This is a genomic window from Phenylobacterium sp. NIBR 498073 (assembly GCF_027286305.1).
Lineage (GTDB): Bacteria > Pseudomonadota > Alphaproteobacteria > Caulobacterales > Caulobacteraceae > Phenylobacterium.
In genome coordinates this window covers 2,482,475-2,506,749 of sequence record NZ_CP114599.1, presented here as the reverse complement: position 1 = coordinate 2,506,749, position 24,275 = coordinate 2,482,475, and the positions used below count along the sequence as shown (strand labels likewise).

The window sequence follows — 24,275 nt, the reverse complement described above, 5'->3', positions numbered from 1 at the left end:
TTTGCATCGCGGCGCCTCGGGCCATATCCTGAACGTGCTTGCGGCGCGACGCTGTGAGGGGTGAAAGCAGCGCCGTGACGAAATCCCTGACCATTTCAATTGATGCAATGGGGGGCGACCACGGCCCCTCTGTCGTGGTTCCCGGTGTCGCCTTGGCGGCGGCCGAGGCGCCCGCGCTCCGCTATTTGCTGCATGGCGACGAGGCGGCGATTTCGGCCGAGCTCGCGAAGCATCCGACCCTGAAGGACCGAGTCGAGATTCGCCACGCCGACCGCGTGGTGGCGATGGACGAGAAACCTGCCCAGGCGCTGCGTCGAGGCAAGGGCACGTCGATGTGGGCGGCGATCGAGTCGGTGAAGTCCGGCGAGGCGCAGGGTTCAGTCTCGGCTGGCAACACCGGCGCCTTGATGGCCATTTCGCTGCTGATCCTGCGGATGAGCGTCGACGTCGACCGGCCGTGCCTGGTGGTCGGCTGGCCTGGCGTGAGGGGAATCACCACCGTTCTGGACGTCGGGGCCAACGTCGATTGCGACGCTGAGCGCCTGGTCGAGTTCGCCATTCTCGGGGAGGCCTTCCATCGTGCGGCTCACGGCGTAGCTAAGCCGACCGTCGGCCTTCTGAACGTCGGCGCCGAGGACGTGAAGGGCCACGAAGAGGTCCGTCAGGCCCATGGCATCCTGCGCAGCGGCAAGTTCGACCTGGACTATCGAGGCTTCGTCGAGGGCGACGAACTATTCCAGAACAAGGTCGACGTCGTCGTCACCGATGGGTTCACCGGAAATATCGCGCTGAAGACCGCGGAGGGCGCGGCGCGCTACATAAACGGCGAATTGCGTGCGGCGCTGACGAGCAGCCTGACATCGAAGCTGGGCGCGCTGCTGGCCAAGTCCGGCCTGCTGAAGTTGCGTGAAAAGCTGAGTCCCGACGCCGCGGCGCCCCTGCTTGGCCTCAATGGAGTGGTGGTGAAGAGCCACGGCGGCGCGTCAGACCGGGACATCGCCGCCGCGATCCGCATGGCCTCGAAGCTCGCGCAAAGCGACTTCGCAGCGGAGATCGAACGGAATATGACGCGGCTCACCGCCGCGGTGGCCGAACAGCAGCCGCCGGCCGTGGATGGAGCCGCCTGAGTGACCAAAGTTCTGCGTAGCGTCGTGACCGGTGTCGGGGGCTATCTGCCCGACGAAATCGTCACCAACACCGATCTGGCCCAAGTCGTCGACACGTCTGACGAATGGATCGTCGAACGGACCGGCATCCGCCAGCGCCACCGCGCGGCCAAGGACCAGCCGGTCTCCGACCTGGCCGTCGAGGCGGCCCGCCTGGCGCTGTTGGCGGCTGGCAAGACGCCGGCCGACGTCGACCTCATCATCGTGGCGACGACGACGCCCGATCTGACTTTCCCGGCGACCGCCACCATCGTCCAGCGCAAGCTCGGTTGCCCAGTCGGCGTGGCCTTCGATGTCCAGGCCGTGTGTTCGGGATTCGTCTATGCGCTCTCGACGGCTGACGGCTTTGTCGCCCGCGGGCGCTCCAAGTGCGCGCTCGTCATCGGCGCGGAGACCATGACCCGCCTGATGGACTGGACCGATCGCGGGACCTGCGTCCTGTTCGGGGACGGGGCCGGGGCGGTCGTGCTCGAACCGCAGGAGGGCGAGGGGACGACAGCCGATCGCGGGCTGCTGGGGTTCGCGCTGCGGGCCGACGGCACGAAGCAGGACCTGCTCTACGTCGATGGCGGGGTTTCGACCAACGGCCAGATCGGTCATCTGCGCATGCAGGGCAATCAGGTGTTTCGCCATGCCGTGGTGAACATCTCCGAGGCGATTCTCGCGGCGGCGGCCGACGCCGGCGTCGCGATCGAGGACGTCGATTGGTTCATCCCGCACCAGGCCAACCAGCGCATCCTTGAGGGCGTGGCCAAGCGTGTCGGCATCCACGAGTCAAAAGTCGTCTCGACGGTGTCCGAACACGCCAACACGTCGGCGGCGTCGATCCCGCTGGCCTGGTGGAAAGCCATGCAGGACGGTCGGATCAAGCCGGGCCAAATGCTGCTGCTTGAGGCGATGGGGGGCGGCCTGACCTGGGGCGCGTGCGTCGTTCGTCTGTAACGTTTGTTGCGAGACGCTTGCGTCTGGCGCGCGTAGGCGCGAGGGTGCATTCAGACAAACAGGCCTGAAGTCTTTGACCTGACGTGACAATCAGGTAGTGACGGCGGGTCAACTATTAGAGTAACGGTGTTTTTCGGGGTAGGGGCGTTCATGAAAGGCGCTACTGTGACGCGGGCCGACCTGTGCGAGGCGGTTCATGAGGAAGTGGGGCTGACCCGGCAGGATTGTTCCGAGCTGGTCGAGCGGACGCTGGAACTCATGGCCCAGGCCCTCGAAAAGGGCGAGCAGGTGAAGCTTTCCGGATTCGGCGTCTTCCAGGTGCGCGAAAAGCGCGCGCGCATGGGCCGCAATCCTAAGACCGGGGAACCTGCGGCGATCGAGCCGCGCCGGGTGATCGGCTTCCGGGCCTCCCAGGTCATGAAGGCGCGGGTGGACCGCGCCCTGGCGAAGTGAGGAAGGCGGCCACGTGGCCAAGGGGCCGGACGCCTTTCGAACGATCTCGGAAGCAGCCGACGAGCTGAACGTTCCGCAGCACGTGCTGCGGTTCTGGGAGACGAAATTCTCCTTCATCCGGCCGATGAAGCGCGCGGGCGGACGGCGATTCTATCGCCCGCATGATATTGCGGTCCTGCGCGGCGTCCGGGTGCTGTTGCATGACGCTGGCTACACCATCAAAGGCGTGCAGAAACTCCATAAGGAACAGGGGCTGAAGCGGCTCCTGGCGGCCGCTGACGGCGATGTGGGGCCGCGGCCGGAGGGGCTCGCCTTGGGCCTTGCCAACAGCGAGCTGAGCGACGAGGGGCGCGAGCGGCTGTTGTTCGCGCTGGACGACCTGCAGAGCGCCAAGCGGCGTCTGGATTCCTTGCTGGACAAGGAATGACGGCCCGCTCTGCGGGGTGATTGTCGTCGGAATTGGAAATTCAGCTTGCCCGCCGTGCCCAAGTGGTTAGAAGGGCCGCTCGCCGATGTCGGAGCGTGGCGCAGCCTGGTAGCGCACTTGACTGGGGGTCAAGGGGTCGCAGGTTCGAATCCTGTCGCTCCGACCATCGGCGAATTGGTCCTTAGGACCACCTTTTCCCACACCATCCGCACTTCAATGCCCTGCGCGGACGCGCCTGGGCGGCTGGCCGCTACCGGCCGCGGTTCATCCAGCTGATCAGCGGCAGAATCGGCACGCCCCACGCGAGGCCGCCGATTCCATAGAAGGCCAGCTGAGCGGCCCAGTGGTCCGGCAGCCGCTCGCCGATCATCGTCATGATCCAGGCGTAGAATCCCAGGAACAGGACGATGCCGATGCCACCGATGAACTTCCGGACGCGCGCGCTCATGCCATGCCTATAGGCGCCGGCGCGCGTTCCGTTAAGCCCCTAGCGCTTCTTGATGAGGCCCAGGAGGAAGAGAAGGAGGATCGCGCCGATCGAGGCGACGATGAAACTGCCGATCCAGCCGCCGAAGCTGAAGCCGACGAGGCCCGCGAGCCAGCCGCCAAGCAAGGCCCCGACGACCCCTACGAGCAGGTTGGTCATCAACCCATGGTCCCGCTTCATGACCTTCTCGGCGACGAAGCCGGCGGCGATGCCGATGACGATCCACCCGATGATACCCACGCCTTGCATGATTGTGCCCTTTGGTTGAGTCCCTCACACCAAATGCGGTCAAGCTTCCGTGGTTCCGCCTTCCGAGCATGGACCTGCGGCGCGATCTCCGATAGCGGATCGCCGTAAGAACGCCCTGAAGAGCCTGCACTTTAAGTCATGACCTCGTTTCTTCGTTCAGACCGGTCGCGCCCGGTCGCGGTTTGGCTGTTCATCGTGGCGGCCCTGGTGCTGGCGATGGTGGTTGTCGGGGGCGCGACGCGCCTGACCGATTCCGGCCTGTCGATCACGCAGTGGAAGCCCGTCACCGGCGCGCTGCCGCCGATGTCGGCGCAGGACTGGGCCGACGAGTTCGCGCTCTACAAAGCCATTCCCCAGTATCAGCAGGTCAACAAGGGCATGACCCTGGAGGCCTTCAAAGCGATCTATTGGTGGGAGTGGAGCCACCGGCTGCTGGGCCGCCTGGTCGGAGCGGCTTTCGCCTTGCCGTTCGCCTACTTCCTGATCCGCCGCGAGATGCCGCGGCGGCTGATCGTGCGGTGCGCGGGCCTGTTTCTCCTGGGCGGGCTGCAGGGGGCGGTCGGCTGGTGGATGGTCGCCAGCGGCCTGGTCGATCGGGTGTCGGTCGCGCCCGAGCGGCTGGCGATCCACCTGGGGCTGGCTTTTGCGCTGTTGGGGGCGTTGGTCTGGACGGCGCTGGACGCCTGGTCGGGCGCAGCCCGCCAGACGGTTCCCAGTCCCTGGACCCGTGGCGGTCTGGCGCTGATCGGCCTGATCTTCTTCCAGATCCTGCTCGGGGCCCTGGTGGCCGGAAACGATGCAGGCTTCGTCTATAACGACTGGCCGCTGATGAACGGGGCCCTGTTCCCGGCCGACTACGGCGGTGGCGGCCTGTGGGCCACGCTGGCGCACAGCCAGGCGGCCGTGCAGTTCAACCATCGGATCGTCGCCTACCTGCTGACCGCGGTCGGCGTCGCCATGGCCTGGGTGGCCTGGCGCTCGCGCTATCTGCCGGCCGAGGCCAAACTGCTGGCTCTGGCCACCGGCGCGGCGATCTTGCTGCAGGCGCTGCTGGGCGTCGTCACGCTGGTCGCCGGGGTCCCCGTATGGCTGGGGATGGCGCACCAGGTGACGGCCGCTCTGGTCCTGTCGCTGGCGGTGGCCTTCGCCTGGCGCGTGCGTCGCCCCTAGGCCCTGAACGACCGCCAGGGGCCGGTGACGGCCAGGGTGCAGCCCGGGCTGTAGATGTTGACGAACAGGGTCGACCCGTCCGGTGAGAAGCAGACGCCGGCCAGTTCAGATGTGCCGCGGATCTTGGCGCCGGGCAGGGTCTGGGCATTGCGGCCGATCGTGTAGATCTGCCCCTGGGGGGTGATGGCGCGCAGATAGTTGGTGCCGCCGATCTTGTCCTCGCAGGTGACGATGTGGCCCCAGGGCGAGATGGCGAGGTTGTCGGCCATCTCCATGACCCGGGTATCGGACGGTTCGACGAACAGCTGCAGACGGCCGGGCTCGTCGACTTCGCCGGCCTGGCCTTCGTGCTGGCTGGGGACGTAGCGCATGACCTGGCCGTGGTATTTCGGTCCGCCGCTGGTGCAGGTGAAGTAGAGCTCGCCCTGGCCGAAGAAGATGCCTTCGCCGCGGGCGAACCACGAGGCGCCGGCCGCCTTGCCGCGCTGGCGCAGGTCGTTGTTGGGGTTGTCGACGCCGTCCAGATCCACCCAGCGTACATTGCGCCAGTCGCCCTGTTTCCAGGACACCGCGTCCCAGTTGCGCGGATCGCCTTCGCCGACCACGGCCAGAGCCTGCAGCCGGCCGCCGGCTTGCAGCTTGCGCCGGTCATTGGGCAGGTAGCGGTAGAACAGTCCTTTGCCGTCGACCTCGTCCTCGGTCATGTAGATGACGCCCGTGCGCGGATCGACCGCGCAGGCCTCATGCTTGAAGCGGCCCATGCCGCTGATCGCCACCGGATCAGCCAGTCCGCGCAGGCGGGATGGCACCTCGAAGACCCAGCCGTGGTCCTTCTTCACGCCCTGACCGGCCTTCACGAGGGTCTCCTCGCAGGTCAGCCACGAGCCCCACGGCGTCACGCCGCCGGCGCAGTTGACGGCCGAACCGGCAAGGCTGAGGTGCTGGGCCTTCAACTCCTGAGTCTTAAGGTCATAGAGCAGGGTGCTGGTTCCTCCGCCGAGCGGCAGACCGTCATTGTCGGTATCGTAGAGATCGGCCGCGGCGATCTTGCCTGCCAGGTTGCGGCTTTCGCCGAAGGCGGTGATCTGGACGTCGCGGGGAGGCGGGCTGATCTCGTGATTGCGGACCAGGGCGACTCGATTGCGGCCGGCCGGGAAGCAGCCCATGCCGTCCATCTTGCCCGCGGCGACAAGGCCGTCGTCCATCCGGTCGCCGGCGCGCGAGATCACCTTGTAGGAAAAGCCTTCGGGCAGGTCGAAGATCTCAGCCGGGTCGCGGCGCAACGGGCCGTATCCGGCGACTTCGCTGGCATAGCCTGGGTTGGAATAGCCTTCCGCGTCGGCGGTGACCTGGGCGTTGGCGTAACGCGCCAGTCCTGCGAAGGCGGCGGAGGCGGCTGCGGTCTGAAGGAACTGGCGACGCGACGCAAACATGGTGGGCTTTCCAGCTGGGCTGTGGGACGGGCGACGACCATAGAAGCTTGAGTGCTGAAATTGACGGTATTATAATACCAATCTCAGCAAAGCCTTGCGGCGCAACGCATTGCGCCATGGATGTCGCAATCGGTGTTGACAGGCACGTGGTAACCCCGTACTAGCCGCGCCCTCGCCGGGACCTTTCTCGTCCCGCCAACCTAACGGACCCGTTCCCATGATGAAGACGACGGCTTCGCTGAAGCCCGCCGACGTCGAGAAGAAGTGGATCGTGATCGATGCCGAGAACGCCGTGGTCGGCCGTCTCGCTTCGTTCATCGCCATGCGTCTTCGCGGCAAGCACCGCCCGGACTACACCCCGCACGTCGATTGCGGCGACTATGTCGTCGTCGTCAACGCCGACAAGGTGAAGTTCACCGGCAAGAAGCTGCAGGACAAGACCTACTACTGGCACACCGGCTATCCGGGCGGCATCAAGGAACGCACCGCGGACAAGATCCTCGGCGGCAAGTATCCGGAGCGCATCCTGGAAAAGGCCGTTGAGCGCATGCTGCCGAAGGAAAGCCCGCTGGCCCGCAAGCAGATGACGCACCTGCGCATCTACAATGCCGGCGAGCATCCGCACGAAGCGCAGAACCCCGAGACCATCGCGTTCGCTTCGCTGAACGCCAAGAACGTGCGGAGCCTGTAAGACAGATGTCCGAGACCCAAGGTTTCGAGGCCCTGCAAGGCCTCTCGTCCAACCCGCAAGCCGCGCCGGCCGAGCCGAAGATCGACTCGCAGGGCCGCGCCTATGCGACCGGCAAGCGCAAGAACGCGATCGCCAAGGTCTGGATTAAGCCCGGCAAGGGCACGATCACGATCAACGGCCGCGACCAGGAAGTGTACTTCGCTCGCCCGGTGCTGCGCATGATGATCGCTCAGCCGTTCCAGGTGACCGACCGCGTCGGCCAGTTCGACGTCGTCGTCTCGGTCGAAGGCTCGGGCCTGTCGGGCCAAGCCGGCGCCATCCGCCACGGCCTGTCCAAGGCTCTGACCTATTACGAGCCGGCCCTGCGCCCGGTCCTGAAGCCGCACGGCTTCCTGACCCGCGACAGCCGCGTGGTCGAGCGTAAGAAGTACGGCAAGGCCAAGGCCCGCCGCAGCTTCCAGTTCTCGAAGCGCTAACCGCGCGCGAGCACTCGCGTTTGGGAGGGGCGCTTCGGGCAACCGAGGCGCCCTTTCTGTTTTTCGGCCCGAATTTCTGGATCCCCAACTATGGCCCACACAGTCTTCATCGATGGCGAAGCCGGCACCACCGGCCTGCAGATCCGGCAGCGGCTGGAAGGCCGCCGCGACCTGGAGATCGTGTCCATCGATCCGGCTCGTCGCAAGGACGCCGACGCGCGCGCGGAGCTGCTGAACGGGGTGGACGCGGTCATCCTGTGCCTGCCCGATGACGCGGCCAAGGAAGCGGTCGGGATGGTGACGTCCAACAGCGTGAAGGTGATCGACGCCTCGACGGCCTTCCGGACTGCGCCAGACTGGACCTACGGCTTCGCCGAGATGGACAAGGCGCAGCGCGCGGCCATCGCCGAGTCGACCCGCGTCAGCAATCCTGGCTGCTATCCGACCGGCTTCATCGGGCTCGTGCGGCCGCTGACGGCGGCTGGCCTGCTGCCGCCTGACTTTCCGGTCACCGTCAACGCCATCTCGGGCTATTCCGGGGGGGGCAAGGGCCTGATCGCCGAGTTCGAAGCGCCGGCGCCGCAGGGGACGAACGACGCCTACCGCACCTATGGCCTGACGCTTCAGCACAAGCACGTGGGCGAGATGCAGGCCTATGGCGGCCTCGCCCATCCGCCGCTGTTCGCGCCGTCCGTCGGCCGCTACGCCCAGGGGATGATCGTCGAGGTTCCGCTCCAGCTCTGGGCGCTCCCCGGCAAGCCCGTGCCCGAGGCCCTGCGCCAGGCGCTCGCGGCCGCCTATCAGGGGGAGACATTCGTCGAGGTCGCCTCGGCCGACGAGTGCGCGGACCTGCAGAAGGCGCGCGCCGGCGCGGCCGGATACAATACGGCGCTCGATCCCGAGGCGATGAATGGGACCAATCGGATGAAGCTGTTCGTCTTCGGAAACGAGGACCGCGGTCAGGTCCGGCTCGTCGCCCTGTTGGACAACCTGGGCAAGGGCGCATCCGGCGCCGCGGTTCAGAACCTCAACATCATGCTCGGCCTGCCGGAAGGCGAGGGCCTGTGATCCTGCGGCGGGCCAGCGTTTCGGACGCATCGACCTGCGCGATGGTCCAGCGGGAGGCCAATCTGGCCTCCCTGCCGTTCCTGCCCGCCGATCCCGATATCAACGGCGCGCTGACGTTCTTCGAGACCGTCCTGCTGCTGGAGAACGAGACCTGGATCGCCGAGGTGGACGGCCAGCCGGTGGCCTATGTGGCCTTCCATCCGGGCTGGCTTGAGCATCTCTACGTTCTGCCGGCCTATCAGGGGCGAGGCATCAGTCCGACGCTGATGGCGAAGGCCCTGGAAGATGGCTCTGCGCGCGAGCTTTGGACCTTTCAGAAGAACGCCCGGGCGCGGAAGTTCTACGAAGATCGCGGTTGGGTCCTGGTCGAACTGACGGACGGCCAGGGCAACCGCGAGAAGGAGCCGGACGCTCGTTACGCTTGGCCTGGCCGCTGAGCTTGCATCCGCCGAAGGGAGAGCGCCGTATCTCCTGGCATGATCAAGATCGACCGACGCGCATTTCTGATGGGATCGGCGCTGGCCTGCGTCCCGGCTCTCGCCGCCGCCGCTGACGATCCTTATGCGGCCTCGCCATGGCGCAAGCTGTCCGACGCCGAATGGCGTCGGCGGCTCGACACACCGACCTACAACGTCCTGCGCCGCGAGGCGACGGAGATGGCCGGCACCAGTCCGCTGAACAAGGAAAAGCGGAAGGGAACCTATCTCTGCGCCGGCTGCGCGCTGCCGTTGTTCGTATCCCAGTGGAAGTTCGAGAGCGGCACCGGCTGGCCCAGCTTCTACACGGCCATCAAGGGCGCTCTAGGCAAGAAGACCGACTTCGCCATCGGCGTGCCGCGGACCGAGTACCATTGCGCACGATGCCTCGGCCATCAGGGTCACGTGTTTCCTGACGGCCCGCGCCCGACGGGGCTGCGCTATTGCAACAACGGCGATGCGCTGAGGTTCACGCCCGCCTAGTCTGCGCGACATGGCGACCATCTATTTCCTGACCCATCCCGAAGTGATCATCGACCCGGCGACGCCGATCACGGAGTGGCGGCTGTCGGACGTCGGGCGACGGCGGATGGAACACTTTGTCGGCTGTGAGGCTAGGCAAGGCGTAGTGGCGGTCTATTCAAGCACGGAGCGAAAGGCGACCGATGGCGCTGCCATCGCCGCGGCCGCGCTCGACGTTCCGCAGCGGGTCGATCCCGACCTCGGCGAAAATGATCGGTCCTCGACGGGCTATCTTGCGCCGCCCGAGTTCTGGGAGGTGGTCGAGGTCTTCTTCGCCCGCCCGGACGAGAGCGTTCGCGGCTGGGAGCGCGCGCGCGCGGCGCAGGCCAGGATCGTTGGCGCAGTCAGGCGTCTGGCGCGGGACGAACCAGAGCAGGGCGACCTGCTGGTGGTCTCGCATGGCGGCGTCGGGCGCCTGCTGACGGCTCACCTCCAGGGTGTCGAGATCGGGCGCGAGGACCGGCCCGCACATCCGGGCGGCGGCTGCTGGCTGGAGATCGACCGCGACACGCTGACTATTCGGCGGAGCTGGCAGTCGATTCCCGACTAGCGGTCACCTGGATGGCTTGGCCAGCGCCGCCAAAACGTGATCGACGCCGCGGAGTACGGCGTCGGAGTGGGTGAGGCCGAGCAGGGTGGCGTGGCCGGCCTGGGCCTCGTTTTCGTAGTAGCCCGCGCGGGAGTTGCGCTCTGGCGCACGGCGGACCTCGTTCCAGCCGGCCATCAACTCGGCGTTGCCGGCGGTGACCACCGCGACCGGCCAGGCTGGATCAAGCTTCGTCGCTGCAGCTTGCGCGGCGCCCTGGGGCCAGGCCAGCACCTCGTCGGCGGCGGTGCGCGCGTGCCGTCCCGAAACGAAGGCGTGACGCTTTTCGGCGCCGCCCTGCGGCGGCAAGCCGATCCGGTCGCCCTTGTAGTAGGCGATCTTGGTCAGGCCGAGGCTGCCGGCGAGAGCGGTCGCACGGGCGATGGCCTGGACGCGGTTGAGGAACTTCTGGGCTTCCGGGCGCCCGGCCATTTCCGGGGTCGTGGCTTCAAGCAGCACCAAGCCGGCGACCTGCTCCGGATGCTGGCCCGCATAGAGGCGGATGTGCTGCCCGGCCATCGAATGCGCCATGAACACGAACGGGCCGGGTTCGCCGGAGGCGGCGATCAGCTTGTGGAGGTCCCCGGCGATCGCGGCGCTATCGCGAGGCTGGGGGCCGGGGTCGGAGAACCCCATGCCGGCGCGGTCATAGGCGCAGGAACGAAGTCCCTTGCCGGAGAGCCGCTGCTGGACGGCGGCGAAGTCCGCCGCCAGCCCCCAGGCGCCGGCCTCCATCCAGATTACGGGTTGGGCGGATTTCGGCCCGGTGCAGACGAGCCGCAACTTGCGCCCGCCGATGTCGACATAGCGGCCGCTGGGCTCGAACGGCCCTGACAACGCCACCAGCGCCAAGCCCGCGCCGACCCATAGGGCGAGCAGCGCCGCTAGCCCCAGCACGACCGTCTTGATCATCTCGCCCACAAAGAAAGCTCAGCCTAAGACTTCACCTTCACATAGGAGCCCGGCGCATCCTCGATAGGGGCGAACTTGCCCTTGGCGGGATCTCGGGCCGGCACCAGTCCGCCGGACTTGGCCCGCAGCCATTGCGCCCAATGCGGCCACCAGGAGCCTGGCGTCTCGACCGCGCCGCCCATCCACTGTTCGACGGAGTCGGGCAGGGCGCTGTTAGTCCAGTGCTGATACTTGTTGGCGGCGGGCGCGTTGATGACGCCGGCGATGTGGCCCGAGCCGGCCAGCGTGAAGGTCACCGGTCCGCCGAACAGCTTGGCGCCGCGATAGACCGAGCGGGCCGGGGCGATGTGGTCCTCCTTGGAGGACTGCACATAGACCGGGGTCTTCACAGTTTTCAGGTCGAGCTTGACGTTGTCGAGCACCAGCTCGCCCTTCGACAAAGCGTTCTCGCCGTAGAACTTGCGCAGGTAGAACAGGTGCAGCGCCTTGGGCATCCGTGTCTGGTCGGAATTCCAGAACAGCAGGTCGAAGGGCTTGGGCTCCTTGCCCATGAGGTAGTTGTTCACGAAGAACGACCAGATCAGGTCGTTGGCGCGCAGCGAGTTGAAGGTCTCGGCCATGGCCTGGCCCGACAGCACGCCGCCGGCGGCGTCCATCTGCTTCTCGAGATCCGCCAGCCAGTCCTCATTGGTGAACAGCAGCAGGTCGCCGGCCTCGGCGAAATCCTGCTGGGCCGCGAAGAAGGTGGCCGATGAAATCCGCTGGTCGTTCTTGGCGGCCATGTGCGCCAGCGACGCGGAGAGCAGGGTGCCGCCGATGCAATAGCCGACGGTGTTCACCCGATCGACGCCGGCCTGGGCCATCACGGCGTCCGTGGCCGCGTAGATGCCCTGGTGCATGTAGTCTTCGAAGGTCTTGCCGGCCATGGTCGGGTCGGGGTTCACCCACGAGGCGACGAACACCGTGAACCCCTGGTCGGTCAGCCAGCGGATCATCGAGTTCTCCGGGCGCAGGTCCAAGATGTAGAACTTATTGATCCAGGGCGGGAAGATCAGCAGCGGGATTTCGTGGACCTGATCGGTCGTGGGGGCGAACTGCAGCAGCTGCAGGATCTCGTTCTGGAAGACGACCTTGCCCGGCGCCGTGGCGACGTTCTCGCCGATCTTGAACATCTGATAGTCGGTCTGGCTGATCGCCAGCTGGCCGCCGCCGCGGGCGAGGTCCGCGGCGAAATTCTCCATGCCCTTGACCAGCGACTCGCCGCGGCTGGCCATCGCTTCGCGCAGCGCGGCCGGATTGGAAGCCAGGAAGTTGGACGGCGAGAAGGCGTCGGTCAGCATCTTCATGAAGAATTCGACCCGGCGCTTGGTCATCGGGTCAGCGCCCTCGACCTCGGCCACCAGGCCGTTCAGCCAGTTGGAGGTGAGCAGGTAGGACTGCTTGATGACGTCGAAGACCGGGTTCTCGGCCCAATCGGGATCGTTGAAGCGCTTGTCGCCGCGCTCAGGCTGCACCACGGGCTCGACGGTCTCGCCGCCGGCGCGACGTGCGGCGGACTGCCAGAGCTCCAGATAGCGCTGGAAGAGATCGGCCTGGGCGCGGACCAGGCGGTCAGGCTGAGCGATCAGGCGGCCCATGACGTCGGTCAGCGCGGGGGCGACATGGAAGGGGTCGGGCTGCAGCCCGGCCGGGCGCTCGGCCTGGCGCAAGGCGGCCTCGGCGATGGCGCCCTGGGCGGTCAGCGCCGCACGGGCCAGATTGCTCGAGAGCTTTTCCATCATGTCGCGCTGTTCGGCGCTGAGCTGCGAGAAGCTCGAGGCGCCGGGCGCATCAGGTTCGGGCGGCTCGGGCGCGGCCGCCGGAGCCGGCGAGGCGGCGGCCTTGGTCTTCTCAGCGGCTTTGCTCGCGGCCTTGACCTTCTTTTTCGCCTTGGCTTTCGGCGGCGCAGTGGCCTGATCGCTCATCGCCCGTTGTCCTCCCGCTTACGCATTCCTTTGGAGTGAAAGCGCCCACGCTCTTCCGCCCGACGCGATAGTGGCATAAGACCAAGACGAAAATGAACGCGCCGCTTCGACTTTTTGCATGTTCGTCGCTCGGGTCCTCCGCCCGGGGCGTGCTCGGTTGCATGACCGTCGCCGTGCTGGCGGCCGGCTGCGCGGGAAATCCGTTCGCCGAGGCCAAGGTGGACGCGAATTCGGCGGTGGCCGACGACGTGGCGCGGATGGCGCACGAGTCGCGATCTTTTCCGACCTTTGACCAGATTCCGGCATCGCCGCCGCCGTCCCGGCCCGTAGCGGCATGGGGACAGGCGGCGGATCAGCTTGAGGTCGCCGCCGCCAAGGTCGAACGGAATACGGCTCCGAACACCTGGACGCTGAGCGGGACTGAGCGATTCGTGACGCGCGCGCGTGCGCAGGCCGGCCCTGACATTGGGGTCGAGGCCTCGACCACGCCGTCCAGCGAAGCCTTCGCGAAGGAACTGCGGGAGCGAGCTACGCCGCCTCCGCCGCCGAGATAACACGGCTAGCGGGGGCATAAATGACCGTGAACCTGCTTGGCCGGCCCTGTCATGGGGGCTATCCATGCGCGACGTTAGCTCCCCACCGCCGCGAGGGTCGCGGCCAGAGCTCGAAATGACTCCCGAATTCCACCGTATTCGCCGGCTTCCGCCCTACGTTTTTGAAGAAGTGAACCGCATCAAGGCGCGGCTTCGCGGCGAGGGCGTCGACATCATCGATTTCGGCATGGGCAATCCCGACATGCCGACGCCCAAGCACATCGTCGACAAGATGATCGAGACGGCGCGCGACCCGAAGGCGGGCCGCTACTCCGCCTCCAAGGGCATCCCTGGCCTGCGCAAGGCCATGGCCGGCTACTACAAGAAGCGCTTCGGCGTCGACCTGAACCCCGACACCGAGGTCATCGCGACGCTCGGTTCGAAGGAAGGCTTCGCCAATCTCGCCCAGGCCCTGACGGCGCCCGGCGACGTCGTCATCTGTCCGAACCCGGCCTATCCGATCCACGCCTACGGCTTCATCATGGCCGGCGGGGTCATCCGGCATGTCCCGGCGCCGTCGCCGGAAGAGTATCTGTCGGGCATCAGCCGGGCGGTGAAGCACTCGGCGCCGCCGCCCAGCGTGCTGATCCTGTCCTATCCGTCGAACCCCACGGCCCAGTGGGTCGATCTCGACTTCTACAAGGAAGCCGTGGCCCTGGCGAAGAAGCACGACATGCTCGTGCTGTCGGACATCGCCTATTCGGAGATCTACTTCGAGGACAACCCGCCGCCGTCGATCCTGCAGGTCGAGGGCGCCAAGGACATCGCCGTCGAGGTCAACTCGCTGTCGAAAACCTACGCCATGGCCGGCTGGCGCGTCGGCATGGTGGTGGGCAACGCGCGGATGTGCGCGGCCTTGGCGCGGGTGAAGTCCTACCTCGATTACGGCGCCTATACGCCGATCCAGGTGGCTGCGGCGGCGGCCCTGAACGGGCCGCAGGACTGCGTCGACGAGATCCGGGCGATCTACAAGTCGCGGCGCGACACGCTGGTGTCGTCGATGAAGCGCGCCGGCTGGGACATCCCGCCGCCGCCCGCCTCGATGTTCGCCTGGGCGCCGTTGCCTGAGAAGTTCCGGGAAGCCGGCTCCATGCTGTTCGCCAAGCTGCTCATCGAGGAGGCCGGCGTGGCCGTGGCCCCCGGCGTGGCGTTCGGCGAATACGGCGAGGGCTATGTGCGTATCGGTCTGGTCGAGAACGAGCACCGGATTCGGCAGGCCGCGCGCAACGTGAAGAAATTTCTGGCCAATGCCGACGAAATCCTCGGCCGGGCCCACAACACTATGGCGGCGCAATGAGTAAAACTGAGTGGCGGGTCGGCGTCGCGGGCCTGGGTACGGTCGGCGGCGGCCTGCTGAACTTCCTGTCGGATGAGGCCGGCTTCGCTCCGGCCGGCGGCCAGGCTGTGGTGACCGGCGTTTCGGCGCGCTCGCGCTCGCGGCCGCGTCCGTTCGATATCTCGAATCTGCCCTGGTACGACGACCCGGTCGAACTGGCGAAGTCGCCGGACGTCGACATCTTCGTCGAACTGATCGGCGGCTCGGACGGCCCGGCGAAGGCCGCGGTCGAAGCCGCGCTCAACGCCGGCAAGCCGGTCGTCACCGCCAACAAGGCGCTGATCGCCGAGCACGGCGCCGAGTTGGCGGCCCTGGCCGAGTCCAAGGGCGTGCCGCTGCTGTTCGAGGCCGCGGTCATGGGCGGAACGCCGGCGGTCAAGATGCTGCGCGAGGCCATGGTCGGCGACGACGTGAAGTCGGTGGCCGGCATCCTCAACGGGACCTGCAACTACATCCTCTCGGAAATGGACAGCGGCGGCCGCTCGTTCGCCGACGTGCTGTCGGAGGCCCAGCGCCTGGGCTACGCCGAGGCCGACCCGACCATGGACGTGGGCGGGTTCGACGCCGCCCATAAGATCTCGATCCTGGCCGCCTTGGCCTTCGGCTGCGCTCCGAACTATGCGGCGGCTGAGATCGAGGGGATCGACCAGGTGGCTCTGCTGGACATCCAGTTGGCCAAGGACCTCGGCTACAAGATCAAGCTCATCGCCTCGGCCGACCGGTCGGCCGAGGGCGTCCTCGTTCGCGTCCATCCTACGCTGGTGGCCCAGAGCCATCCGCTGGCCCAGGCCGGCGGCGCGCTCAACGCGCTGTTCATCGAGGGCACGCGGATCGGCCGGATCTTCATCCAGGGGCCGGGCGCCGGCTCGGGACCGACCGCCGCCGCCGTGGCCGCCGACATCGCCGACGTGATGACGAACGCCAAGCGCCCGGTCTTCCAGGCGCCGGCCAAGGCGCTCAAGCCGTTCACGCCGGTCGATCCGTCCCGCAGCCTGAGCCGCGCCTACCTGCGCTTCCTGGTCAAGGACGAGCCGGGCGTCATCGCCGCGGTGTCGGAGACCCTGGCCGAGGCCGGCGTCTCGATCGAGAGCTTCCTGCAGAAGCCGGTAGAGAACGCCGAAGGCGTGCCGATCGTGCTCACCACGCACGCCGTGGCCGAGTCGGTGCTGACGGCGGCGATCGACCGCATCGCCAATCTGCCGGCGGTGCTGGAAAGACCGCGCCTCTTGCGGATCGCCCGCATATAAGAATCCAAGGATAATCTGCGCCCTTCGAGGTGCTGGGAGAGACAGATGAGTTCGCAAGATCTGGATCGCGGTCTGGTTCTGGACGCGGTCCGGGTGACAGAGATCGCCGCAATCGCCGCCTGGAAGCTGGTTGGACGCGGTGATGAGAAGGCCGCTGACCAAGCCGCCGTGGACGCCATGCGCACGGCGCTGAACGACCTCGACATCGACGGCGAGATCGTGATCGGCGAGGGCGAGCGGGACGAAGCCCCGATGCTGTACATCGGCGAGAAGGTCGGCCGCGGCAAAGGCCCGGCGATCGACATCGCGCTCGATCCGCTGGAAGGCACCACGCTCACGGCCAAGGCGATGGCCAACGCCCTGGCGGTGATGGCCTGGGCGCCGAAGGGCAGCCTGCTCAACGCGCCGGACACCTATATGGACAAGATCGCCTGCGGCCCGGGCTATCCGGCCGGCGTGATCGACCTCGACAAGTCGCCGGCTGACAACGTCAAGGCGCTGGCCGAGGCGAAGGACGTCGATCCGTCCGAGATCACCGTCTGCGTGCTCGACCGCCCGCGCCATGCCGAGATCATCGCCTCGGTCCGTTCGGTGGGCGCGCGCGTCTACCTGATCACCGACGGCGACGTGGCCGGGGTGATCAATACTTCGGACCCGACCACTGGCGTCGACCTCTACATCGGCCAGGGCGGCGCGCCGGAAGGCGTCCTGGCCTGCGCGGCGCTGAAGTGCGTCGGCGGCCAGTTCCAGGGCCGTCTCGTGTTCCGCAACGCCGACGAGAAGGCGCGGGCGACCCGGGTCGGGATCACCGATTTCGACAAGAAGTACGACCTGCACGAGATGGTCCGCGCCGACGCGATTTTCGCGGCGACGGGGGTCACCAACGGCGCTCTGCTGGACGGGGTGGCCTATGAGGACGGCTTCGTCCACACCCACACCCTCGTGATGAACTCCTCGACCCGCACGGTGCGTGAAGTGCGGATGAAGCGGCCGGTCTAGAACCGTGCCCGACGGGGGCTCGGCGGCCGGATATCTTGGCGTTGTGCGGTCGCTTTCCGGCCGCGCATGGCGTGAACGGCCAGCCGATCCCGCCGTGGTGCGCCGCCACCAGCTCGCGCTCGGGCTTTCCGAACCCTTGGCGCGGGCGCTGGCCTCGCGTGGGGTCGCGGCCGACGGCGGCGAGACTTACCTCAATCCTACCCTCAAGGCGCAGTTCCCCGATCCGTCGAGCTTTCTCGACATGGATCGGGCCGCGGCGATCCTGATCGACGCTCTGCTGGCCGACCGGCCGATGACCGTATTCGCCGACTACGACGTGGACGGCGCTTCGAGCGCTGCCCAGTTGGTCCGCTGGTTCAGGGGCATGGGCAAGGAACTGCCGATCTATGTCCCCGACCGGATGACCGAGGGCTATGGCCCGTCGCCGGCGGCGTTCCGCAAGATCCGCGAGTCGGGGGTCGATCTGGTCGTCACCGTCGACTGCGGGGCCGCCGCGTACGAGGCGCTGGCCTGCGCCAAGGAGATCGGCCTCGAGGTGGTGGTGATCGATCACCACCTGATGCGCGATCAGATCCCCGACGTCGCCGCGCTGGTGAATCCCAATCGGCCGGGCTGCGAGTCGGGGCAGGGCGTCCTGGCGGCCGCCGGGGTCGCCTTCGTGCTGCTGGCGGCCCTCAATCGCGAGGCGCGGGGCAGGGGGCTGTTTTCTGATCGCGCCGAGCCTGATCTGCGCCAGTGGCTCGATCTCGCCGCGCTTGGCGCGATCTGCGACGTCACCCAGTTGGTCGGCTTCAATCGCGCGCTGACGGCTCAGGGGCTGAAGGTCATGTCGGCCTGGCGCAACCCCGGCCTTAAGGCCTTGCTTGAGGTCGCCAAGGGCTCCGGACCCGCCAGCGTCTTCCACGCCGGCTTCATCCTGGGACCGCGTATCAACGCCGGCGGTCGCATCGGTCGGTCCGACCTTGGCGCAAGGCTGCTGTCGACCGACGATCCCGAGGAGGCCGCCGCGTTGGCGGCCGAACTCGACGGCCTCAACGCCTCGCGCAAGGAGGTCGAAAAGGAGATCTTCGACGAGGCCGTGCGCATCGTCGAACGTGAAAGCAACCAGGCCGACGCGCCGATGGCGCTGGTGGCGGCCGACGGCTGGCATCCAGGGGTCATCGGCATCGTCGCCAGCCGGCTGCGTGAGCGCTACCGAAAGCCGACGATGGTGATTGGCGTCGACCGCGCGGCGAACGTCGGCAAGGGCTCTGGCCGCTCCCAGCCCGGAGTGAACCTCGGGCGCGCCGTGCAGGCGGCGTTCGACGAGGGACTGCTGCTCGCCGGTGGCGGGCATGCCATGGCCGCGGGGCTTTCGGTCCGGCCGGAGCTCATCCCGGATCTGCGGGCCTTCCTGAACGATCACATCGCCGCGGAGGCGCAGATCGCCGCCGCAGAGGACGCCCTGGACATCGACGCGCTGGTCACCGCCGGCGGGGCCGACCGGGGGCTCTGGCAAGCCTTCCAGGCCATGGCGCCGTTTGGGCCCGGCAATCCGGAGCCGATGTTTGCGGCGGCCAATGTCCGCGTCGAGCGGCCGATGGCTCTTCGCGGCGGCCACGTCCGGGTCACGCTGACGGACGGCTCCGGCGGCCGCCTCAAGGCCGTGGCCTGGCGGGCCGAGGAGACCGAATTGGGCCGCACGCTGCTGGGGGGCGCCGGCGCGATCCATGTCGCCGGCCGGTTGAAGCCCGATGACTGGCAGGGACGTGAGAGCGTCGAGCTTGAAATCGAAGACGCCGCGGACCCCCGGCGCGTCGGCTAAGCCTTGAGCCAGAAGGGCTGCGCGCCTCTGGCGACGGTTCGGATAACGCCGTGCTGAAAAAGGTTTGAGCAAGGCGCTTGCGCACCCGAAGATTCGCCCATATAGACACCGCTCTCGCGGACGCGGTCCCTTCGTCTATCGGTTAGGACGCCAGGTTTTCAACCTGGAGAGAGGGGTTCGACTCCCCTAGGGACTGCCACCGCGAGGCTCCCCAAAATGTAGAGTTTCACGACGCTGGCGCGAGTTTTGCGACCGGGACGTGTGTTGCTTGTAAAATGCCCCATTGACGGCACTAGCGTAACGAGAACACTGTTCTAGTTGGCCATATCCGAAAGGATCGGGGGGAGACCGGGGCCAGAGGGGCAGATGTCTGGTTACGAATTCGAGGGAGTAGGTCCACACGAAGAAGCCGTGCGGATCAGCGGGCGTGTGAAGTGGTTCGACGCCGGCAAGGGCTATGGATTTGTCGTTCCTGACGACCCCAATCAAACGGGGCTCAAGGACGTATTGCTTCACGTCACAAGTCTTCGCAATTCGGGGCGCGAGAGCGCGCTCGAAGGAGCGGTGATTGTCTGTGACGTGATCAGGCGTCCGAAGGGGTGGCAGGTCGCAGAAGTGCTGGAGGTGGACGAGAGTTCCGCCCCGCCGCCATCCGACCGGCGAAGGCACGACGAGGGACATCACGGACGCAGCTTCGATCGCGGGGGCTTTGGCGCCCGCCCGCAGCGCCGTCCGCTGACCCCGCACGGCCCGTTGGAGCGCGCCAAGGTGAAGTGGTTCAACCGCGCCAAGGGCTACGGCTTCGTAGTCAGGGACGGGGAGAGCGGCGACATCTTCGTGCACATCGAAACCCTGCGCCGGTCCGGTATCGAGGACCTGCAACCGGGCGATGATGTCATGGTGCGGTTCGCGGAAGGTCCGAAGGGGCTTGTCGTCGCCGAGATCGAGTCTGTAGGTCTGGCCTAGAGCCCTGCGCGGGCTCTCGACCCAGGCGCGCGACGACCGTCGCGCGCCGGACCCACAGCTCGGAGGTTTCCGGTGCCTAGTCAGAAAAGGCCGCGACGCGGCCTGACCGCGCTTGTCGGCGCCCTCTCGTTGCTTGCGGCCTGCGCGCAGGAGCCAGCGGCGCAGGAATCGGCGACGCACGCTGCTGCGCCTGCTGCGGCATCGACCCCGACGGGGGGAGCGGTCGGACAGCCGCCGGCCGGCTTCGAGGCGTTGGAGGCTGTGACGCCTACCGGCCGCACTCGCTTCTTCGTCGAGATGGCCGATACCGACGCCGAGCGCGAAAGAGGGCTGATGTTCCGCAAGGAGGTTCCGCCCGATCGGGGCATGCTGTTCGACTTCAAGACGCCGCGTGAGGTGGCGTTCTGGATGAAGAACACCCTGATCCCACTGGACATCATCTACATCCGGACGGACGGCACGATCTTGTCCATCGCCCGCAACACGACGCCGCTGTCGGAGGCGCCGATTCCGTCGGGCGGCCCCGTGGTCGGCGTGCTGGAATTGGCTGGCGGGCGGACAGGCGAGATCGGCCTGATGCCCGGCGACCGCATCGAACACCGGATTTTCAAGCGTGACTGACAAGGACGTTGTTCCCGAGCCGCCGCCCGGCTTTGTCGCGTCCGGTAGCCGGGGGCCGTTTTCCAGCCACAACGGCCCGTACTTTCATCGCGCCGAGATGGGCGAGGTGACCGAGCAGGCGTTCTACGCCCTGCCGCGCCACGCCAATGGGCTGGGGCTGGTGCATGGCGGGATGCTGACCGCCTTCCTGGACGGCCTGATGGGCGCGGCGGTATATCGGGCCGCGCGGCAGACCGCGGTGACGATCCACCTCTCCATCGACTTCCTGCACATGGCGCGGGTCGGCGAATGGGTGATGGGCGAGGCGTGGGTGACGCGCGCCACGCGCGACGTCGCCTTCGTGGAGGCCCGCGCCCATGTCGCGGGAACGGATGTCGTGCGCGGCTCGGCGGTGTTCAAGTTGATGCGGCGGCACGGCTAGGCGCCGCCGCGCGACTTTGTTCAATTGCGGGAAAGGCCAAAGCCTTATATCCCGCGCTCTCCGGCGCTCTTCGGGGTGTAGCGCAGCCTGGTAGCGCATCTGCTTTGGGAGCAGAGGGTCGCAGGTTCGAATCCTGCCGCCCCGACCACGCCGGTCAGATTTCTATGAGGGTTCGCATGCTCGCGCGCATCTATCGTCCGGCCAAGAACGCCATGCAGTCCGGCAAGGCCAAGACCAAGGACTGGGTGCTCGAGTTCGAGCCTGCCTCGGCCCGCCGTTCGGATCCGCTGATGGGCTGGACGCTGACCAGCGACATGAACGGCCAGATTCGTCTCTCCTTCGAGACCAGCGACGAGGCGGTGGCCTACGCCCAGGCGCACGGCATTCCGTTCCAGATCACCGAGCCGAAGGCGCCTAAGCGCATCCTCAAGGCCTACGCCGACAACTTCGCCTACAATCGCAAGCAGTCCTGGACGCACTAAGCGCCTGCCAGGCGCCCATAGCTCAACCGGATAGAGCATCCGCCTTCTAAGCGGACGGTTGCAGGTTCGAGTCCTGCTGGGCGCGCCAACTCCGCCTCCCGACGAGACAGGGTTCAGGCCCAACGTCGCGGCCGCAGCGGCTCTAAGCGGCAAGGTTGAGTTTGCTGGCAGGGACAGGGATGGTCGCCGCTTGATTCTGTGACCTGGGGATTTGCGATGACCTGCATCAAGAACTCCGCCGCCGTCTTGGCGGCGCTTGTCGTCTTGGCGGGCGGCCCAGCGTTGGCGGCTGGCCTCACGGTGCAGGAGCAGCAGCTGGTCCAGGCGGCGGCCGCCGAGGAGGCCCGGTCCCTCCAGCTGTTGGAAACGCTGGTCAACATCAACAGCGGCACCCTCAACAAGCCCGGCGTCGAAGAGGTCGGCCGGCGGATGCAGGCCGAGTTGAAGGCGCTGGACTTCGAGGTCCGTTGGGTCCCGATGCACGAGGTCGATCGCGCCGGCCATCTGGTGGCGGTCCACAGTGGATCGGGCAAGGGCAAGCGGATGCTGCTCATCGGCCACCTCGACACGGTCTTCGAACCCGACAGTCCGTTCCAGAAGTACGTCCGCCGGGGCGACCTCGCCGAGGGGCCGGGCGTCAACGATATGAAGGGCGGACTGGTCATCATGGTCGCGGCCCTGCGGGCTATGCAGGCGGCGGGGACCCTGAAGGACGCCGATATCACCATCGTCCTGACCGGCGACGAGGAACGCGGGGGGAGGCCCCTGTCGGTGTCGCGCGCGGAGCTGATCGACGCCGCCAAGGCCAGCGACATGGCGCTCGAGTTCGAGGGACTAGCCCAGGAGAACGGCAAGGACATGGCCTCGATCGCCCGCCGGTCGTCGACCGATTGGACGCTGACGGTCACAGCCAAGTCCGGCCACTCGTCGGGCGTCTTCAACGACACCGTGGGATATGGCGCGGCCTATGAACTGGCCCGCATCGTCGACGCTTTCCGCAAGGAGGCGCGCGAGCCGAACGCGACCTTCAATGTCGGCTATATGCTGGCCGGGACAGCCGCCGCGCCCAACGACAGCGACACGGGCGGCGTCGCCACAGGCAAGACCAACATCATCCCCGCGCAGGCGGTGGCGCGCGGCGATCTGCGGACGCTTTCCAACGCCCAGACACAAAGCGTACGGGCCAAGATGCGGGCTATCGTGGCTCAGCCGCTGAACGGAGCGAGCGCGTCCATCGCCTTCGATGGCGGCTATCCGGCCATGGCCCCGAGCGAGGCGTCGCGACAGCTGTTGGGGCGGCTCAACGAGGTCAATCGAGACCTTGGGCTTGAGCTGATGGCCGAGCTTGATCCGCTCAAGCGGGGGGCAGGCGACATCGGCTTCGTCGGCGACATCGTCCCTGGCCTGATCGGGTTCGGCGCGGCGGGCGCCGGGGCGCATGCGCCCGGCGAAACCATGGACCTGTCCAGCATCGATCGGCAGACCAAGCGGGCGGCCCTGTTCATGAGCCGGATGGCGCGGCCCTAGCGCGCGGCGGAGAAGGCGTCGAGGCCACGGCGGAGGTCCGCCATCAGATCCTGCTCGGTCTCAAGACCGATGTGCAGGCGCATCAGCGGGCCGTCGTAGGTCGGGGCGAATTTGCGCTTGCCGAGCTGAGGGTCGCTGACGATGGCCAGGCTCTCGAAACCGCCCCACGAGAAACCCAGCCCGAACAACTTCAGGGCGTCCAGGAACGCGTCCGCGGCTTGCGGCGTGCCCCCCTTCAGCGCGAAGCCGAACAGGCCGCAGGCGCCGCTGTAGTCGCGCGCCCAGAGGGCATGGTCCGCCGCGCCCGGCAGCGCCGGATGGATGACCTCGGCGACTTCCGGCTGGGCCGCCAGCCAGGTTGCGATGCGCAAGCCGGACTCGCCCTGGGCCTTGAGCCGGGCCGGCAGCGTGCGCAGGCCGCGCAGCATCTGGTAGGCGTCGTCCGCCGAGACCGACCAGCCGAGATTGTGAACCCCTTCCGCGAGTTGATGCACCAACGCCGGGTCGCGAGCCGCGGCCGATCCCATGAACACGTCGGAGTGCCCGCCGACATACTTGGTCAGCGCCTGGACGCTGATGTCCACGCCGTGTTCTAGCGGCTTGAACAGATAGCCGGCGCCCCAGGTGTTGTCGGTCAGGGTCAGGACGCCCTTCGCCTTCGCCAGCTCGGCGACGGCCGCCAGGTCCATCATCTCGAAGGTCAGCGAGCCAGGCGACTCCATCATGATCAGCCGCGTCCGCTCACCCGTTAGGTCGAGCAAGGCTTCCGGCGACAGCCGGGGATCGAAGTAGCGAACCCCTATCCCGTAGCGCTTCAGGACGTTGTCGCAGAACCGCCGGCTGGGCTTGTAGATGTTGTCGGCCGCCAGCACTTCGTCGCCCGCCTGCAGAACGGCCAGAACCGCGCCGGTCACCGCCGACAGGCCCGACGGGTATAGGCAGACGCCCGCAGCCCCCTCCATCTCGGACAGCGCTTGCCTCAGGGCGTCGTGGGCCGCGAGGCCTGCGCGGCCGTAGGTGAGGAACGAATCATCGTCGTATAGGGCCGCTGCATTGGGCAGCAGCACCGTCGAGCCCTTCTGGATCGGCGGGCCGACGGTCTTCACGAGCTCGCCGTCGTGCGCCCCGGCGCGAATGAGGCGGGTTTCTTGGGTGACGCGGGTTGACGGGGTGGAGCGAACTTGAGCCATGATCGCATGGCACTTAGAGCCTCCACAGCTAAGCAATCAAGGAGGGCGGCCAATCTCCCGGCTCAGT

At 67.2% G+C, this 24,275-nt stretch carries 27 protein-coding genes and 4 tRNA genes; 25 read left to right on the top strand and 6 right to left on the bottom strand.

Features of this window, described 5'->3' with window-relative positions; all coding sequences use genetic code 11:
- The first annotated feature begins 74 nt into the window (after window positions 1-74).
- The 5 genes from plsX (at window position 75) to O4N75_RS12460 (ending at window position 3,154) form a co-directional block, all read left to right on the top strand.
- Complete coding sequence (gene plsX / locus O4N75_RS12480; RefSeq protein WP_269625862.1) at window positions 75-1,127, top strand: phosphate acyltransferase PlsX; 1,053 nt, start codon at window positions 75-77, stop codon at window positions 1,125-1,127.
- The gene (locus tag O4N75_RS12475; RefSeq protein WP_269625861.1) at window positions 1,128-2,108 is read left to right on the top strand and encodes a beta-ketoacyl-ACP synthase III; all 981 of its coding nucleotides are present in this window, start codon (window positions 1,128-1,130) and stop codon (window positions 2,106-2,108) included.
- A 150-nt stretch (window positions 2,109-2,258) separates the two neighbouring features.
- Window positions 2,259-2,561 carry an integration host factor subunit alpha gene (locus O4N75_RS12470; protein ID WP_056019003.1) on the top strand — a complete coding sequence of 101 codons (303 nt, stop codon included), beginning with the start codon at window positions 2,259-2,261 and terminating at the stop codon, window positions 2,559-2,561.
- Between the two features lie 13 nt (window positions 2,562-2,574).
- Window positions 2,575-2,988 (top strand): MerR family transcriptional regulator, encoded by a 414-nt coding sequence (locus tag O4N75_RS12465; protein WP_269625860.1) that lies wholly within the window; start codon window positions 2,575-2,577, stop codon window positions 2,986-2,988.
- Between the two features lie 89 nt (window positions 2,989-3,077).
- Window positions 3,078-3,154: transfer RNA gene (locus O4N75_RS12460), tRNA-Pro, on the top strand.
- Window positions 3,155-3,238: 84 nt separating this feature from the next.
- Here the strand turns inward: O4N75_RS12460 and O4N75_RS12455 are convergent.
- Both O4N75_RS12455 and O4N75_RS12450 read right to left on the bottom strand, forming a co-directional pair.
- On the bottom strand, window positions 3,239-3,436 hold the full coding sequence (locus O4N75_RS12455; RefSeq protein ID WP_269625859.1) for a DUF2842 domain-containing protein: 198 nt from the start codon (window positions 3,434-3,436) through the stop codon (window positions 3,239-3,241).
- Between the two features lie 39 nt (window positions 3,437-3,475).
- Window positions 3,476-3,724, bottom strand: a complete 249-nt coding sequence (locus O4N75_RS12450) for a GlsB/YeaQ/YmgE family stress response membrane protein (RefSeq protein WP_269625858.1) — start codon at window positions 3,722-3,724, stop codon at window positions 3,476-3,478.
- Between the two features lie 138 nt (window positions 3,725-3,862).
- On the opposite strand from O4N75_RS12450, the gene O4N75_RS12445 reads away from it, so the two are divergent.
- Window positions 3,863-4,894 (top strand): COX15/CtaA family protein, encoded by a 1,032-nt coding sequence (locus tag O4N75_RS12445; protein WP_269625857.1) that lies wholly within the window; start codon window positions 3,863-3,865, stop codon window positions 4,892-4,894.
- On the opposite strand, the gene O4N75_RS12440 is transcribed toward O4N75_RS12445, so the two are convergent.
- A complete protein-coding gene (locus O4N75_RS12440; protein WP_269625856.1) occupies window positions 4,891-6,327 on the bottom strand; it encodes an alkaline phosphatase PhoX in 1,437 nt (478 codons plus the stop codon). The two genes, O4N75_RS12445 and O4N75_RS12440, sit on opposite strands and share 4 nt — an antisense overlap.
- Window positions 6,328-6,544: 217 nt before the next feature.
- Between O4N75_RS12440 and rplM the strand changes: the two genes are divergently transcribed.
- The 6 genes from rplM to O4N75_RS12410 all read left to right on the top strand — a co-directional run bounded on the left by rplM (window position 6,545) and on the right by O4N75_RS12410 (window position 10,110).
- Window positions 6,545-7,018, top strand: a complete 474-nt coding sequence (rplM, locus tag O4N75_RS12435) for a 50S ribosomal protein L13 (RefSeq protein WP_267230177.1) — start codon at window positions 6,545-6,547, stop codon at window positions 7,016-7,018.
- A 5-nt stretch (window positions 7,019-7,023) separates the two neighbouring features.
- A complete protein-coding gene (gene rpsI / locus O4N75_RS12430; RefSeq protein ID WP_267230178.1) occupies window positions 7,024-7,494 on the top strand; it encodes a 30S ribosomal protein S9 in 471 nt (156 codons plus the stop codon).
- 90 nt (window positions 7,495-7,584) lie between these two features.
- Window positions 7,585-8,562, top strand: a complete 978-nt coding sequence (argC, locus tag O4N75_RS12425; RefSeq protein WP_269625855.1) for an N-acetyl-gamma-glutamyl-phosphate reductase — start codon at window positions 7,585-7,587, stop codon at window positions 8,560-8,562.
- Window positions 8,559-8,999, top strand: coding sequence for a GNAT family N-acetyltransferase (locus O4N75_RS12420; RefSeq protein WP_269625854.1), 441 nt, complete (start codon window positions 8,559-8,561; stop codon window positions 8,997-8,999). The genes argC and O4N75_RS12420 overlap by 4 nt, the downstream gene beginning before the upstream one ends.
- Window positions 9,000-9,038: 39 nt before the next feature.
- On the top strand, window positions 9,039-9,521 hold the full coding sequence (gene msrB / locus O4N75_RS12415; RefSeq protein WP_269625853.1) for a peptide-methionine (R)-S-oxide reductase MsrB: 483 nt from the start codon (window positions 9,039-9,041) through the stop codon (window positions 9,519-9,521).
- A gap of 10 nt (window positions 9,522-9,531) precedes the next feature.
- Window positions 9,532-10,110, top strand: a complete 579-nt coding sequence (locus tag O4N75_RS12410; protein ID WP_269625852.1) for a histidine phosphatase family protein — start codon at window positions 9,532-9,534, stop codon at window positions 10,108-10,110.
- 3 nt (window positions 10,111-10,113) lie between these two features.
- Here the strand turns inward: O4N75_RS12410 and O4N75_RS12405 are convergent, their stop codons facing one another.
- Both O4N75_RS12405 and phaC read right to left on the bottom strand, forming a co-directional pair.
- Window positions 10,114-11,058 carry an alpha/beta fold hydrolase gene (locus tag O4N75_RS12405; protein WP_269625851.1) on the bottom strand — a complete coding sequence of 315 codons (945 nt, stop codon included), beginning with the start codon at window positions 11,056-11,058 and terminating at the stop codon, window positions 10,114-10,116.
- Window positions 11,059-11,081: 23 nt separating this feature from the next.
- Window positions 11,082-13,022: a class I poly(R)-hydroxyalkanoic acid synthase gene (gene phaC / locus O4N75_RS12400; RefSeq protein WP_269625850.1), complete on the bottom strand. Its 1,941-nt coding sequence runs from the start codon at window positions 13,020-13,022 to the stop codon at window positions 11,082-11,084.
- Between the two features lie 161 nt (window positions 13,023-13,183).
- Between phaC and O4N75_RS12395 the strand changes: the two genes are divergently transcribed.
- From O4N75_RS12395 to O4N75_RS12335, 13 genes are all read left to right on the top strand, one after another.
- Window positions 13,184-13,576, top strand: coding sequence for a hypothetical protein (locus O4N75_RS12395; protein ID WP_269625849.1), 393 nt, complete (start codon window positions 13,184-13,186; stop codon window positions 13,574-13,576).
- Between the two features lie 115 nt (window positions 13,577-13,691).
- On the top strand, window positions 13,692-14,912 hold the full coding sequence (locus tag O4N75_RS12390; RefSeq protein ID WP_267230186.1) for an LL-diaminopimelate aminotransferase: 1,221 nt from the start codon (window positions 13,692-13,694) through the stop codon (window positions 14,910-14,912).
- Complete coding sequence (locus tag O4N75_RS12385; protein ID WP_269625848.1) at window positions 14,909-16,198, top strand: homoserine dehydrogenase; 1,290 nt, start codon at window positions 14,909-14,911, stop codon at window positions 16,196-16,198. The genes O4N75_RS12390 and O4N75_RS12385 overlap by 4 nt, the downstream gene beginning before the upstream one ends.
- Before the next feature lie 45 nt (window positions 16,199-16,243).
- On the top strand, window positions 16,244-17,197 hold the full coding sequence (gene glpX, locus O4N75_RS12380; protein ID WP_267230189.1) for a class II fructose-bisphosphatase: 954 nt from the start codon (window positions 16,244-16,246) through the stop codon (window positions 17,195-17,197).
- 4 nt (window positions 17,198-17,201) lie between these two features.
- The gene (gene recJ / locus O4N75_RS12375) at window positions 17,202-19,001 is read left to right on the top strand and encodes a single-stranded-DNA-specific exonuclease RecJ (protein WP_269625847.1); all 1,800 of its coding nucleotides are present in this window, start codon (window positions 17,202-17,204) and stop codon (window positions 18,999-19,001) included.
- 124 nt (window positions 19,002-19,125) lie between these two features.
- Window positions 19,126-19,200, top strand: a tRNA-Glu gene (locus O4N75_RS12370).
- A gap of 167 nt (window positions 19,201-19,367) precedes the next feature.
- Window positions 19,368-19,967 carry a cold-shock protein gene (locus tag O4N75_RS12365; protein ID WP_269625846.1) on the top strand — a complete coding sequence of 200 codons (600 nt, stop codon included), beginning with the start codon at window positions 19,368-19,370 and terminating at the stop codon, window positions 19,965-19,967.
- Window positions 19,968-20,096: 129 nt separating this feature from the next.
- The gene (locus tag O4N75_RS12360) at window positions 20,097-20,588 is read left to right on the top strand and encodes a DUF192 domain-containing protein (RefSeq protein ID WP_269625845.1); all 492 of its coding nucleotides are present in this window, start codon (window positions 20,097-20,099) and stop codon (window positions 20,586-20,588) included.
- Window positions 20,581-21,009, top strand: a complete 429-nt coding sequence (locus O4N75_RS12355; RefSeq protein ID WP_269625844.1) for a PaaI family thioesterase — start codon at window positions 20,581-20,583, stop codon at window positions 21,007-21,009. The genes O4N75_RS12360 and O4N75_RS12355 overlap by 8 nt, the downstream gene beginning before the upstream one ends.
- Window positions 21,010-21,080: 71 nt before the next feature.
- A tRNA-Pro gene (locus O4N75_RS12350) sits at window positions 21,081-21,157 on the top strand.
- A 28-nt stretch (window positions 21,158-21,185) separates the two neighbouring features.
- Window positions 21,186-21,491, top strand: a complete 306-nt coding sequence (locus O4N75_RS12345) for an ETC complex I subunit (protein WP_269625843.1) — start codon at window positions 21,186-21,188, stop codon at window positions 21,489-21,491.
- 11 nt (window positions 21,492-21,502) lie between these two features.
- Window positions 21,503-21,579: transfer RNA gene (locus tag O4N75_RS12340), tRNA-Arg, on the top strand.
- 128 nt (window positions 21,580-21,707) lie between these two features.
- The gene (locus tag O4N75_RS12335) at window positions 21,708-23,018 is read left to right on the top strand and encodes a M20/M25/M40 family metallo-hydrolase (RefSeq protein WP_269625842.1); all 1,311 of its coding nucleotides are present in this window, start codon (window positions 21,708-21,710) and stop codon (window positions 23,016-23,018) included.
- On the opposite strand, the gene metC is transcribed toward O4N75_RS12335, so the two are convergent.
- Window positions 23,015-24,208 (bottom strand): cystathionine beta-lyase, encoded by a 1,194-nt coding sequence (gene metC / locus O4N75_RS12330; RefSeq protein ID WP_269625841.1) that lies wholly within the window; start codon window positions 24,206-24,208, stop codon window positions 23,015-23,017. The genes O4N75_RS12335 and metC overlap by 4 nt on opposite strands.
- Between the last annotated feature and the right edge of the window lie 67 nt (window positions 24,209-24,275).